Origin of the sequence: Arthrobacter sp. BB-1, assembly GCF_006151685.1 — a bacterium.
Taxonomy (GTDB): Bacteria; Actinomycetota; Actinomycetes; order Actinomycetales; family Micrococcaceae; genus Arthrobacter.
On the sequence record NZ_VDEV01000011.1, the window covers coordinates 133,543 to 146,201 of the forward strand.

Below are 12,659 nucleotides of genomic sequence, written 5' to 3' on the forward strand. Positions count from 1 at the left end.
CTTCAAAGGAGAACCATGACCATCGAAGGATGGACCCAAACACTGGGCGCAGGCCCGCTGCTGCTCATCGCCGCGGCAGCGATCCTCGTCCTGCTGTTCCTGATCATCAAGCTGCGCATGCACGCCCTGATCGCGCTGATCCTGATCAGCCTCGCCACTGCCTTCGCCACCGGCATCCCCGCCAACCAGGTGGTCCCGGTGCTGATCAACGGCTTCGGCACCACGCTCGGCACGGTGGCACTCCTGGTGGGCCTGGGCGCGATGCTCGGCCGCATCGTGGAAACCAGCGGCGGCGCCAAGGTGCTGGCCGACTACCTCATCGGCGTCTTCGGGGAAAAGCGCGCCCCGTTCGCGCTGGGCCTGGCCTCGCTGATCTTCGGCTTCCCCATCTTCTTTGACGCCGGCCTGGTGGTCATGCTGCCCGTCGTCTTCGCCGTGGCACACCGCCTGGGCGGGGGAGTGCTCCGCTACGGCCTGCCCGCCGCCGGCGCGTTCTCCGTCATGCACATCTTCCTGCCGCCGCACCCGGGTCCGGTGTCCGCGGCGGCATTCTTCGACGCCAACATCGGCCTGGTGACCATCGCCGGCCTCATTGTCGCCATCCCCACCTGGTACGTCACGGCCTACCTGTACGGCCTCTACACCGGCAAGAAGCTGGTCCTGCCCGTGCCGGAAATCCTGGGCCACGCCACCGCCGAAGCCGAGTCCCACCCGCCGCGCTTCCGCACCATCGTGAGCCTGCTGCTCCTGCCGCTGGTCCTGATCTTCATGAACACCGGCCTGAACACCCTGGCGTCCTCCAACGTCCTGCCCGCAGGTGTTAAGAACGAGCAGTGGTACCAGGTCCTGCGCACCCTCGGCGAGACCCCGGTGGCGCTGCTGATCGCCGTGCTTGTGGCCCTGTTCGTGCTGGGCGCCAAGCGGGGCAAGGACGCAGGGGCGCTTGAGAAGCTGCTCGAATCATCCCTGGGGCCTGTCTGCTCGGTCATCCTGATCACCGGCGCCGGCGGCATGTTCGGCGGCGTCCTGCGGACCTCTGGCATCGGCCAGGCCCTGGCCGACGTCCTGGGCGACCTGGGCATTCCGCTCATCCTGGCCGGCTTCCTGATCTCCGCCATCCTCCGCATCGCCCAGGGGTCGGCCACCGTGGCGCTGACCACCACTGCCGGCCTGATCGCTCCCGCTGTCGCCCTGGCGGGGCTGAACGGCATGCAGGTGGCCGCCCTGGTGATTGCCGTGGCCGCCGGCTCCGTGGTGGTTTCTCACGTGAACGACTCCGGCTTCTGGCTGGTGGGCCGCTTCTTTGGCATGGACGTCAAGACTACGCTGAAGACCTGGACCGTCATGGAAACCCTTATCGGCGTGATGGGCTTTGCCATCGCCGCCGTAATCTTCCTGGTGGCCGGCCTGGCGGGTTAGCCTGCCCAACTTAAGGCACCCCCCTCCCCAACTAGGTAGCGCCAAGTGTCGTTTTGAACCCCCAAAACGACACTTGGCGCTACTTACTTTTAAGGGGTTGCCCCGAATACCCGACTTTGGCTGTTCTGCCCCCTTGGAAAGGGGTAGCCGAGGGGGTTCAGGTTGGCGACGGACTGCACTACCTTTCTCCTATGGCCATGGGCAAGCAACGGTGCTCTGACCCCCAATAGGAATTTCTACTCAGAAGGAGTGGGAAAGGTCATGAATCAACCAACCAAAATATTCCTAGCCGTCCTCGTTGTGCTGCTGGTAGCTGTGGGCACCACAATCTTTATCACCGAAAACACCAGGAGGAGCAGGGCCGCGGAGTACACCCCGCAGATTAACCCCGCAGATTTCAGCACCCAAATCACCAATAAATACTTCGCCCTTCCGGTCGGCAAGAAGTTGACCTACGAAACCGTTCAACAGGGAAAGGTCACCGAGACGATCGAAATTGAAATCCTGCAGGAGACCAAGATGGTCGAGGGTGTTGAAACGGTGATCTACCTGGACAAGGAATACAAGAACGGGCAGCTTGTGGAGGAAACCCGAGACTATCTGGCGCAGCACAAAAACGGCGACGTGTGGTATTTCGGTGAGGACGTGAACAACTTCTGGAATGGGATTTTGGTTAACCATGCCGGCAGCTTCCTGCACGGGAAGGACGGGGCAAAGGCCGGTATCTGGATGAAGGCGGAGCAGCGCGTGGGTGACTCCTACAAGCAGGAGTTTTATGCGGGTCATGCCGAGGACACGCGGGATACCGTCGCCGTTGGCGAAACTGTCTCCACGAAGTCCGGCACCTACACGGACTGCGTCAAGGTGTACGACTGGACTCCGCTTGAAAAGAATGCGCGGGAGCACAAGTACCACTGCCCCCAAGTCGCTGCCTTGGTGCTTACCGAGGACCTGGAAACAGGCAGTCGGTCAGAACTCGTGAGTGTTGTCCAGCCCTAGCCTTCCAGCGACGGAACGTCCGGCCGGTGCGCCGGCCGGACGTTCCATTGGAACGGGCTTTCGGGCCTAACCGCGAGCCTGCAGCCCCGGAACGCCGTCCTGGATGGCAAACGAGGCCTTCGTTGAAACGGGGGCGCCCGGCGTCGTGACGTAGTCCAGCGTCCGGAAGTCCGCGGTCATCGCCTCGCGGGTGATGCGTGTGTTCACGTAGCCGCGGTTGTCGTTGTAGAACTTCAGGTGCGGGTTCCACGCCATGGTGGGCTCCGTGGTGGATCCGGTGCCGTTTCCGGTGGACGTGATGGACGTGCACACCAGCTCCGAGCCCACCACAGGCGAGGCCGGGTCCTTGTAGTCCACCTTGACGTCGTTCGCCCAGTTGCGGTGCACGTCGCCGGTAAGCACGACGGCGTTGCGCACGTTGGCGTCCACCCAGCCTTGGGTGATGCGACGGCGGGAGGAGGCGTAGCCGTCCCAGCCGTCCATGGAGACGTCGTCGACCTCCAGGGCCTGGGCCCGGTCACGCTCGGCGAAGAACACCTGCTGGCCCAGGATGTCCCAGCGCTGGGTGGAGTTCCTGAACCCGTCCAGCAGCCACTTCTCCTGCTCCGCGCCGGTGATGGTGCGGTTCTCGGCCAGGCGCTCGGCCACGTTCTTCTTCCAGCCGTCGCCGGCGAGCTGGTCGTCACGGTACTGCCGGGTGTCCATCATGTGGAAGTTGGCCAGCTGGCCCCACTGGATGGTCCGGTAGATCTTCATGTCGAACCCGGCCGGAACGGAGGAAGCGCGCAGCGGCATGTTCTCGTAGTACGCCTGGAACGCAGCGGCGCGGCGCTGCCGGAAACGCTCCGTGGTGTCGTTCATCTGGTTGGGGTCGCGGTTCTCGGGGACCTCGTCCGCCCAGTTGTTGTCCACCTCGTGGTCATCCCACACCACAAGCCACGGCGCGATAGCGTGCGCTGCCTGCAGGTCGGCGTCGGACTTGTACTGGGCGTGCCGCTGCCGGTAGCCGGCGAGGCTCACAGTCTCGGGGCCCTGGTGGTCGCGCGGGTTGCCGCCGCCGATCACGTAGCTGTCCTTCTTGTACTCGTACAGGTAGTCACCCAGGTGCAGCACCAGGTCCGGGTGGTCCTCGGCGAGGCGCGTGTAGGCGGTGAAGTAACCGTGCTCGTACTGCGAGCAGCTCGCGAACGCCATGGCCAGGGCCGCGGGCGTCTCGTGCAGCGCCGGGGCGGTGAGCGTGCGGCCGGTTGCGCTGATGTGGCGGCCGCTGCGGAACCGGTAGAAGTATTCGCGGCCCGGCTTCAGGCCCTTCAGCTCCACATGAACTGAGTGGGCGGTTTCGATGCGTGCCTGTTCGACGCCGCGGGCTACTACGGTGCGCATGCCCTCGTCCTCTGCCACCTCCCAGGCCACCGGGACCTGGCGGGCGGGCATGCCGCCCAGGCCGTCCTCGGCCAGGGGGTCCAGCGCCAGGCGGGTCCAGATTACGAAGCCGTCCGGCCACGGTTCGCCCGACGCGATGCCGAGCATAAAGGGATCGGTGCGGAGGCCGGCGTCGTCCGCGGTGGAAGTGGCGACGGCGGCACCTGGCAGGGCGGCGACGAGGCCGGCCCCGAGGCCGGCGGAAATGAGGGATCTGCGCGAGATGTTGTCCATGCGTCCGACCCTAGGGAGCCCGGTTGGACAGCCGCTGAGGGCGGTATGAATGACTGGTTAACTGCGTGACAAAAAATGACCCGCAAGGGCTGTGCTACTTGCCTGCCGCCCGGGGTTTCGCGGCCTTCGGCTCCTTGGGCGGCAACCCTGCCACGTACTCGAAGGCCTTATGGATCCACGCCCTGGCGCGGGCGTCGTCGCCGTCGCCTTCCTCGTTCCAGACCTCCGGCAATCCGGTGTAACCGCCCATGGGCCGCTCGGCGGGGCCGAACGGGACCGTCCGCTCCGCTCCCTCGAGCTGCTCCTTGTCCTCCGGCGACAGCTTGATCCCGATGGTGGGCCCGAACAGCCCGGCGAACATGTTGCCGTTCACGAACGCGCCCAAATTCCCGAACATCGGCTTCACCGCCACGCCGGGGCCGTCCGGCACCAGGGACCTGAAACGCTCCTTGTCCGCGTCCGACGCTTTGGGCATCTCCATGGCTTTCCCCCTGGGCTGTGCTGGCTGGTGTGTGCTTGGCTGAGCTGTGGCGGCCTGCTGCCGTGCCGGCCGGTCTGTGCAGGATATGCCCTCTTGTCCGCGCCGGGGAACACCCGCCATGCCGCCGTCGTTGTTTCCGATAGTGCCACCACGCCCAGGCAGGGCGCCGCGACTTCCCCAACCAAAGGACACCCCTTGACTCCTCGCACCATCGTGATCACCGGCGCCAGCGACGGCATCGGCGCAGCAGCCGCCCGGACGCTGGCCAAGGCAGGGGAGCAGGTGGTCGTCGTCGGCCGTTCCGCGGAGAAGACCCGGGCCGTCGCCAAGGAGCTGGACGCCGACTACTTCGTCAGCGATTTCTCGGAACTCGCGCAGGTCCGCACCCTCGCCGCCCAGCTGGAGTCCGACTACCCGCGCATCGACGTCCTGGCTAACAACGCCGGCGGCATCATGGGCAAGCGCGCCCTCACGGTGGACGGCAACGAGGCCACTTTCCAGATCAACCACCTGGCGCCGTTCCTGCTCACCACGCTGCTGATGGACACTCTGGTTGCCAGCAACGCCAAGGTCATCAACACCTCCAGCGGAGCCAACAACTTCGGCAAGCTGGACCTGTTCGACCTCACCGCCGAACACACGTATTCCACCAACCGCGCTTACGGCACCGGCAAGCTCGCCAACATCCTCTTCACCTCCGAGCTGCACCGCCGCTTCGGCGAACAGGGTATTACGACGGCGGCATTCCACCCGGGCGTGGTCCGCACCAACTTCGCGGCAGAGTCCACAACACCGTGGCGGCATGTCTACAAGACGCTGCTGAACCGCTTTATGCTGACGCCGGACGAGGGTGCGGACACCCTGCTCTGGCTGGCCAACGGCACGGCGGGCAAGGACTGGATCTCCGGCGCGTACTACTACAAGCGCGCCCTGGCCAAGGCCAACCCCCAGGCCTACGATGCCGGGCTGGCGCAGGGGCTGTGGGAAGCCAGCGAGGAGCTGGTGAAGGCTTCGTCCTAGGGTGGTGCCGGGCCGGAATGTGTATCTTTTGAGCCGCCTTCGCTGCCCGGGCGGCCGCATTCCGGGCCCGGGGACCCTTTCGGCCTCCGTAAGTCACGCAATCCGGTCACCGCGCCTGCTGCACATCTGCTGCCGCCGCCGCGTGTCCGGCCGCGGACAGGCCTGCCACCACACCGTCAATGTCGGCCCCGGGCCGGTTCTGGCTCAGCTTTGCCTTGGCTTCGATCCGGGTGATGACCAGCTCGACGCCCACGATGGCCCGCAACTGCCCGGCGATGTACCGGCCGGGCGCATCATCCACGCCCCAAGGGTGGTCAAAGCCGGCCTCGTGCAGCCCGGTGAGGCGCCGGACCTGCTGATCCAGCCACGCGGGGTCGTCGTGGATTACCAGCCGTCCATACACATGCGCGGTGGTGTAGTTCCACGTGGGGACTACGCGCCCGTGCCCGGCCTTGGACGCGTACCAGGACGGCGAAATGTAGGCGTCCGCACCCTGGATGATGGCCAGCGCCTCCCCGACGGCGGGTTGGGACCACTGCGTGTTGTTCCGCGCAAGGTGCCCCTGCAGCGCGCCATGCTCGCCGGCGTCGGGATCGTAGACGAAAGGCAGGAGCGTGGCGAGGAGGCCCTGCGCCGTCATGGTAACCAGGTTCGCCGAACCCGGGCGGGTGAGCAGGGCCTTGACTGTTTCGGGGCTGGCAGCGAAGTGGGCTGGAACGTACATGCTGCTAATCCTTTGCTGGCTGGAGGACGGGGCTGGAGAGGGCGGACCCGGGGACGGCGGCTGCCTGGGCGGGCGCTGGCCGGAGCCGGACGCGGACCGCAGCGCCAGCGCACAGAATGACAGCCAGGCCGCCGAGGACCGTGGACCAGGTGAGGGCCTCTCCCAGCAGGAGCGCGGCCCAGCAGATGGTGAGTACGGGCTGGATGAGCTGGACCTGGCTTACCCGGGCTATGGGGCCGATGGCCAGTCCTCGGTACCACGCGAAGAAGCCCAGGAACATGCTCACAACGCCCAGGTAGGCGAACGCCGCCCACTGCGCCGGGGTGGCCACCGGAGGTTGCTGGGTTACGGAAACCGCTGCCAGGAAAACCATCAGCGGCGCTGCCATAACCAGCGCCCAGGAGACGGTCTGCCACGCGCCGAGCTCGCGGGCCAGCAGGCCGCCCTCTGCGTAACCTATGGCGGCGGCCGCCACTGACCCGAGGAGCAGCAGGTCCGCCGCATGCAGCTGCCCGAATCCTCCCGACTGCACGGCCGCGAAGCCAATCGCCGCCACCGCACCCGCGCTTGTGGCCAGCCAGAAGGCGCGCTGCGGCCGTTCCCGTCCGCGCAGTACCGCGGCTGTGGCTGTTGCGGCCGGAAGCAGGGCGATGACCACGGCGCCATGGCTGGCGGGGGTGCTGGTGAGGGCAAAGGACGTTAGCAGCGGAAAGCCAATGACGACGCCGCCCGCCACCACTGCCAGGCGCAGCCACTGCGTCCCTCGGGGGAGCGGTTGCCTGCTGAGCGCCAGGGCGGACGCCGCCAGAATTGCCGCCAGGACAGCCCTGCCGGAACCGATGAACAGCGGGGACAGGCCTGCCACGGCAATCTTGGTAAAGGGGACGGTCAACGAAAACGCTGCCACGCCAACCAGGCCGAGCCAAAGTCCGGACGGTTGCGGCCGCAGTATCGGTGTGCGCACAGAAGGAGTAGCGCTACTATTGTCTCTCATGAACAACGATAGCAGTTCGCGCATAGTGGCGCATCTGAAATCCTGGCTGTCCGCAGCCGCCCCTGGAGCGAAACTGCCGTCCACACGTACCCTGGTGGCCGAATACCAGGCCAGCCCGGTCACTGTCCAGAAGGCCCTGCAGGCCCTCACGGCCCAAGGCCTGATTGAGAGCCGCCCGGGCGTGGGGACGTTCGTGCGGGCAGCCCGGATGGCGCGCCCGTCCGACTACGGCTGGCAGACGGCGGCACTCCGCTCGCCGCTGGCGGCACTGCCCCCGGCCTCGTCCACCATGCGGGACGTGCCGCTCGGCGCCATCACCTTCCATTCCGGCTACCCTGCCCGCGAGCTGCTGCCCGAGCGGCTGGTGCGGGCAGCCCTTACCCGCGCCGCCCGCGGCGACGCGGCCCTGTCCAGGCCGCCCGCGGCCGGCCTGCCGGAACTGCAATCGTGGTTCGCCCACGAGCTCGCCGCGTCGACGCCGGCCGGAATATCACCGCCGAACCCGAGCGACGTCGTCGTACTCCCCGGCAGCCAGAGCGGGCTGAGCTCCATTTTCAGTGCGCTGGTGGGGAGGGGGCAGCCGTTGCTGATGGAGTCGCCCTCCTACTGGGGCGCCATCCTCGCGGCTGCACAGGCGGGCGTCCGTGTGATCCCGGTGCCCAGTGGTCCCGGAGGGCCGGGTGCCGGGGAGCTTGCCCGCGCCTTTGACGAGTCCGGAGCCCGGGTCTTCTACGCGCAACCCAACTATGCAAACCCAACCGGCGCGCAATGGAGTCCGGAACGCCGCGACGAGGTCCTGGACGTGCTCCGGGCGAAGGGCGCGTTCCTGGTGGAGGACGACTGGGCACATGACTTTGGCATCACCTCCACCCCCGTGCCCGTGGCTTCCCGCGACGATTCCGGGCACGTCATCTACCTGCGCTCGCTGACCAAGAGTGTGTCCACGGCCATCCGGGTGGCAGCCCTCATTGCCCGCGGGCCGGCGCGGGAACGCATCCTTGCGGACCGGGCCGCCGAATCGATGTACGTCAGCGGGCTGCTGCAGGCAGCAGCGCTCGACGTCGTCACGCAGCCAGGGTGGCAGACGCACCTGCGCAGCCTCCGCCACCAGCTTGAATCCCGGAGGGACCTGCTGGTCACCAGCGTGCGTGAGCATGTCCCGCAGGCACACATCGGGCAGGTGCCGAAGGGCGGGCTCAACCTGTGGCTGCGGCTTCCTGACGGGACGGACCTGGCGCGCCTGACACGGGACTGCGAGGCGGCCGGCGTCATCATCGCCCCAGGGGACGAGTGGTTTCCGGCTGAACCCGCGGGTCCTTTCATCCGGCTCAACTACTCGGGGACAAATCCGGGCGCCTTCCCTGAAGGCGCCCGGATCATCGGCCAGACGCTGGAGCGGAACCTGGGCTAGCAGTCAGCCGGCCAGTGCCGCGCAGACGTCGGTCACTGTGCCGCTGCCGGAGAACATGTCCCCGACTTCCCGTCCCTTGGGGTCAAGGGTCCAGCTGACGTTGCCGGTGGTGAAGAAGACCCCCACAGGATGTCCATTCGCCCGTGGAACGGTGATGAGGTTCGGTCCGGTCGCGGTGACGAACTGGCCGCCACCATCCAGGTATTGGATGTGGGTTACGCCGGCTGCGCCGGTATAGGAGACGGATTCTCCTGATTTGTTTGTGACGGTGACGCTCAAGCCGGGCCAGATCATTTTTTCGCGGTCGCCGGGCAGCCCGATGACTCCGATCTTGCCTTCGGCGCTGAGCACCACCTTGAAGCCCGGGCAGGAGAGTGTGAACGTGCCTTCTATCGGGCCGGGGACGGCCGCGCCAACGGCGGCGGATGCCGGGGCGAGGAGCGCTGCCGCGGCAAGGGCGGCCGGGGCAAACGTGCGCGTCATGGTGGTTTTCATTGGATCTTCCTTTCAGGAGTACCGCATTGGGCAACTAAAGACTGGCTCCGGGGACTTAACGGGTCCTTAATCGGTCGTAAGACTCTGGACCCGCCGCGTGCACGGGAGCATGATGGGGTTTGATGCCGCCCCACAGGGCGCATTGAATGGCAGGGCGGGGGCTTGGGGGTCGCTGGTCGAGTGAGTTCCACAGGACGGGCGTTGCCCGCCTCTGTGGAAGGTCAGTGAGAGGTGCTCGCCGATGAGCGCACTGTGGATCAGGGTCCTGGGTCCCTTGCAAGTGATCGCTGACGGCGCCCAGGTTCCAGTCAGCAGCCGCAACCTGCGTATTGTCCTCGAATGCCTGGCGCTCCGGGCGAACTCGGTGGTCGCAGCCGACTTCCTGGCTGAAGTTATCTGGGACAGCCACCCGCCTGCGCACCCGGGCCCGCAGTTGCAGGTTTACGCTGCAAATCTGAGGAACCTGCTCGAGCCCAACCGTCCAAAGGGCGTTGCCTCGCACCGCCTGGCGAGCAAGCCGGGCGGCTACCTTCTGGCTGCTGCCGACGACGAACTCGACCTGCTGCAGTTCCGCGCCCACGTTGCCGCAGGCGAACGTGCGGTAGAAGCCGGTGAACTTGCCAGCGGGGCAGTCCGCCTGCGTCAGGCCCTGGATTTGTTCGTGCGACCCGCTTTCCCGGACCTTGCCGACGTTGAGTTGCTGGACCCGGACCTCGAAGAGTTGGAGGAAGCCCGGCTGGGTACATACCAGGACCTCTTCGACGTCGAGCTTGCACTAGGCCGCCACGCCACCTTGGTGCCCGAGCTGCAGCGGCTGGTATCGCAGCATCCCTTCCGGGAACGCTTGTGGGCGTCCCTGGTGCTCGCCCTGTACCGCTCCGACCGGCAGGCGGACGCCCTCGCCGCCTGCCGGACGGCCCGGAAAACCTTTGCTGCCGAGCTGGGCATTGATCCCGGGGTGCGCCTGCGGGAGCTCGAAGCCCGGGTGCTCCGGCAGGATCCTTCCCTTGCCCCGCCCACCGCTGACAGGCACCAGCGAACAAGGCCGCGGCTCAACAACCTGCCTGCCGCACTCACGCCTTTGGTGGGCCGCGACGCTGAACTGGGGGAGGTCTGCTCGCTTTACCGTTCGGAGGAATGCCGGCTTGTCACGGTCACGGGGGCCGGCGGGGCGGGGAAGACCCGCCTTGCCATGGCTGCGGCCGCCCGCCTGGGGGAACGCATGCCCGACGGCGCGGGCTGGGTGAGTCTGTCCCCGCTCACCCAGGTTGAGCAGGTTCCGGGTGCCATCACGGCGGCACTCGGACTGGAAGCGCCAGCAGGCGAAGACCCCTTGAAAACTGCAACCCAGTTTCTGCAGGCCCGACGCCTGCTCCTGGTCCTGGACAACTTCGAGCACCTGGAAAATGCCTGGCCCGTGGTGCTGGACCTGCTCACCGCAGCCCCTGAACTGCGGATCCTTACCACCAGCCGGAGGCGGCTGGGGTTGCGCCCCGAGCACGAGTTTGAGCTTGCGCCGCTTGAACTGCCGCCCCTCGACCCGCCCCTGCCGCCGCAGCAGTTGCGGGAGGTTCCCGCCATGAAGCTGCTCCTGAGCCGGGGCGCGGCCGTCCGCCCGCACTTCACTGTGGACCCTGGAAACGCCGCGGTCTTAACACGGCTGTGCCACCGCCTGGACGGCCTGCCCTTGGCCATCGAACTGGCAGCCGCCCAACTGCGCCACGTCAGCGAGCACGATCTCCTCGCTGACCTGGAGGTCAGCCTGGCTGCGCTGCGTTCGAATTTCAGGGACCTTCCGGACCGGCAGCGTACCCTCACGGCCACGATGGAATGGAGTTACCGACTACTTGCGGATCCTGAACGCGTGCTCTTGTGCCAGCTCGGTGTTTTCGCCAACGATCCCACAGTGGCAGCGATCGACGCTGTGCGCGGCCCGGTCCCCTCCGGCGCGCCATCCACTGAAGAACTGCTGACCGCGCTCGCGGACCACAGCCTGCTGCGGCGCTACACCGACCAGGCAGGACGGCGGCGTGTATCCCTCCTGCAGTCCATCCGTGAGTTTGCCCGTGACCGGCTGGCGGTGTTTCCCGAGGAACCGGAGGTGCGCCGCCGGCATGCCGAGCACTATGTTGCCCTGGCCGAGGCCGTAAGCCCGCTGCTGTGGGGCCGGGGCCAGGTGGACGCTTTCCGGACGCTGCACTCAGAGGCACTCGACCTTCGTGCGGCCCTGCTGTGGGCGGCAGGTCCGCGCGGTTCGACGGAACTGGCACTTCGCCTGGTGGGGCAGCTCTGGCATTACTGGGAGCTGACCGGAGACTTTGCCGAACAGCAGCGGACTGCCGCGGCGCTGGTGGAGGCGGCACTCGACGCTTCACCAGAGCTCCGAGGGCCAGCGCTGAGCGGGGCCGCCACGTTGAGCTGGGCTGCGGGACGCTATGACCAAGCGGCCCGCCTGCACGGCTTGGCGCTTGAGGCGTTCCGCGAGGGCGCAAATCATTCTGCCATCGCGTGGACAACCATGTGCCTTGCAGTTCAGGCCGCGCAGCGCGGGGATACGAGTACGGCGGACCGGATCGCAGCGGAGGTGTTGTCGCTCCCGTATGCAAGCCACCTTACCCGCGTGTCCGCTCTGATTCTGCTCTCCCGCTTGGCGTTCTACGCTGGGGATCACGAGCGCGCGCTGGAGTTGTCCCGGCAGTGCGTCGAACTGAGCAAGCCCCTCCGCGACAGCTACCAATTGCGTACTGTCCTCACCAACCTTGCCGAAAGCATAGAACAAGCTGGCGACCTGGAGCGGGCGGAAAGTCTTCTGCTCGAAGCCATTAGTGTTGTAGTCCCGCTCGGGGCCCTAGGCAGCCTTGTCGGAGTCCTTGAATCGCTGGCCGGAGTGTATGCCGCGCAGAAGCGGCTGGAACCGGCCGCGCGCCTGCTGGCTGCGGCTGACTCTTACCGCACGGAACAGGGACCACCCCTCTACGGCGAAGAACTTGTACGGGTTCAAGCCATCACCGCGCGGGTCCGGGCGGAAGCAGGTCCCATCCGGTTCGGTGTCGCCTGGGAAGGCGGAAGACGGCTTACCCTCAGTCAGGCGGTTAATGAGGTGCTGCAGGGCGCACATCACACCGGATCGCCGCCGGGCGCTGCCCTAGGCCCAACAGAGCCGTCCACCCCGGAGAGCGTCGTGGACCCTGCCCCGTGGTCCTGAACCGTGGGTTCAGTCCTTCTTGTCCCCGGTGTGGTGTTCCTCGGCGTGCGCGGCCTTTTCCCGGGCCTCATGCTGGTGCTGCTCAAGTTTCGCTTCGGCATCCCGGCGCCGGTAGCCGATGGACCGGGCCTGTTCAGGGGTGGGATGCCGGTGCTCCCGTTCCCACGCGTGGTCGTTGACGCCGGTACCGGGGACTTCCTCGTCGTCAGGTTTGTTGGTTTCTTCACCCATACTCAAACCCTGTCACAGTCCCGG

At 66.7% G+C, this 12,659-nt stretch carries 11 protein-coding genes; 5 read left to right on the forward strand and 6 right to left on the reverse strand.

The window, feature by feature from the left end; all coding sequences use genetic code 11:
- The first annotated feature begins 15 nt into the window (after window positions 1-15).
- A complete protein-coding gene (locus FHJ30_RS06110) occupies window positions 16-1,419 on the forward strand; it encodes a GntP family permease (RefSeq protein WP_139028413.1) in 1,404 nt (467 codons plus the stop codon).
- 261 nt (window positions 1,420-1,680) lie between these two features.
- A complete protein-coding gene (locus FHJ30_RS06115) occupies window positions 1,681-2,418 on the forward strand; it encodes a hypothetical protein (protein WP_139028414.1) in 738 nt (245 codons plus the stop codon).
- Between the two features lie 66 nt (window positions 2,419-2,484).
- On the opposite strand, the gene FHJ30_RS06120 is transcribed toward FHJ30_RS06115, so the two are convergent.
- Both FHJ30_RS06120 and FHJ30_RS06125 read right to left on the reverse strand, forming a co-directional pair.
- Window positions 2,485-4,074, reverse strand: a complete 1,590-nt coding sequence (locus FHJ30_RS06120) for an alkaline phosphatase (protein WP_139028415.1) — start codon at window positions 4,072-4,074, stop codon at window positions 2,485-2,487.
- Window positions 4,075-4,168: 94 nt separating this feature from the next.
- Entirely contained in the window at window positions 4,169-4,555 is a 387-nt protein-coding gene (locus FHJ30_RS06125; RefSeq protein WP_139028416.1) for a TfoX/Sxy family protein, read from the reverse strand.
- 195 nt (window positions 4,556-4,750) lie between these two features.
- On the opposite strand from FHJ30_RS06125, the gene FHJ30_RS06130 reads away from it, so the two are divergent.
- Entirely contained in the window at window positions 4,751-5,575 is an 825-nt protein-coding gene (locus FHJ30_RS06130) for an SDR family NAD(P)-dependent oxidoreductase (protein ID WP_139028417.1), read from the forward strand.
- 106 nt (window positions 5,576-5,681) lie between these two features.
- On the opposite strand, the gene FHJ30_RS06135 is transcribed toward FHJ30_RS06130, so the two are convergent.
- A complete protein-coding gene (locus FHJ30_RS06135; RefSeq protein ID WP_139028418.1) occupies window positions 5,682-6,299 on the reverse strand; it encodes an FMN-binding negative transcriptional regulator in 618 nt (205 codons plus the stop codon).
- A 4-nt stretch (window positions 6,300-6,303) separates the two neighbouring features.
- Window positions 6,304-7,293: a DMT family transporter gene (locus tag FHJ30_RS06140; RefSeq protein ID WP_139028419.1), complete on the reverse strand. Its 990-nt coding sequence runs from the start codon at window positions 7,291-7,293 to the stop codon at window positions 6,304-6,306.
- Between FHJ30_RS06140 and FHJ30_RS06145 the strand changes: the two genes are divergently transcribed.
- Window positions 7,292-8,704 carry a PLP-dependent aminotransferase family protein gene (locus FHJ30_RS06145; RefSeq protein WP_139028420.1) on the forward strand — a complete coding sequence of 471 codons (1,413 nt, stop codon included), beginning with the start codon at window positions 7,292-7,294 and terminating at the stop codon, window positions 8,702-8,704. The genes FHJ30_RS06140 and FHJ30_RS06145 overlap by 2 nt on opposite strands.
- A 3-nt stretch (window positions 8,705-8,707) precedes the next feature.
- Here FHJ30_RS06145 and FHJ30_RS06150 read toward each other — a convergent pair whose 3' ends face one another.
- Window positions 8,708-9,199 (reverse strand): hypothetical protein, encoded by a 492-nt coding sequence (locus FHJ30_RS06150; protein ID WP_139028421.1) that lies wholly within the window; start codon window positions 9,197-9,199, stop codon window positions 8,708-8,710.
- A gap of 241 nt (window positions 9,200-9,440) precedes the next feature.
- Here FHJ30_RS06150 and FHJ30_RS06155 point away from each other — a divergent pair, with 241 nt between their 5' ends.
- Window positions 9,441-12,404 (forward strand): BTAD domain-containing putative transcriptional regulator, encoded by a 2,964-nt coding sequence (locus FHJ30_RS06155; RefSeq protein ID WP_139028422.1) that lies wholly within the window; start codon window positions 9,441-9,443, stop codon window positions 12,402-12,404.
- Between the two features lie 9 nt (window positions 12,405-12,413).
- Here the strand turns inward: FHJ30_RS06155 and FHJ30_RS06160 are convergent, their stop codons facing one another.
- The gene (locus FHJ30_RS06160) at window positions 12,414-12,635 is read right to left on the reverse strand and encodes a hypothetical protein (protein WP_139028423.1); all 222 of its coding nucleotides are present in this window, start codon (window positions 12,633-12,635) and stop codon (window positions 12,414-12,416) included.
- Between the last annotated feature and the right edge of the window lie 24 nt (window positions 12,636-12,659).

Excerpts from the sequence above, each read along its gene's own strand:
- FHJ30_RS06110 (WP_139028413.1), top strand. The coding sequence starts at position 16 with ATGACCATCGAAGGATGGACCCAAACACTGGGCGCAGGCCCGCTGCTG.
- FHJ30_RS06115 (WP_139028414.1), top strand. The coding sequence starts at position 1,681 with ATGAATCAACCAACCAAAATATTCCTAGCCGTCCTCGTTGTGCTGCTG.
- FHJ30_RS06120 (WP_139028415.1), bottom strand. The coding sequence starts at position 4,074 with ATGGACAACATCTCGCGCAGATCCCTCATTTCCGCCGGCCTCGGGGCC.
- FHJ30_RS06125 (WP_139028416.1), bottom strand. The coding sequence starts at position 4,555 with ATGGAGATGCCCAAAGCGTCGGACGCGGACAAGGAGCGTTTCAGGTCC.
- FHJ30_RS06135 (WP_139028418.1), bottom strand. The coding sequence starts at position 6,299 with ATGTACGTTCCAGCCCACTTCGCTGCCAGCCCCGAAACAGTCAAGGCC.
- FHJ30_RS06145 (WP_139028420.1), top strand. The coding sequence starts at position 7,292 with ATGAACAACGATAGCAGTTCGCGCATAGTGGCGCATCTGAAATCCTGG.
- FHJ30_RS06140 (WP_139028419.1), bottom strand. The coding sequence starts at position 7,293 with ATGAGAGACAATAGTAGCGCTACTCCTTCTGTGCGCACACCGATACTG.
- FHJ30_RS06150 (WP_139028421.1), bottom strand. The coding sequence starts at position 9,199 with ATGAAAACCACCATGACGCGCACGTTTGCCCCGGCCGCCCTTGCCGCG.
- FHJ30_RS06155 (WP_139028422.1), top strand. The coding sequence starts at position 9,441 with ATGAGCGCACTGTGGATCAGGGTCCTGGGTCCCTTGCAAGTGATCGCT.
- FHJ30_RS06160 (WP_139028423.1), bottom strand. The coding sequence starts at position 12,635 with ATGGGTGAAGAAACCAACAAACCTGACGACGAGGAAGTCCCCGGTACC.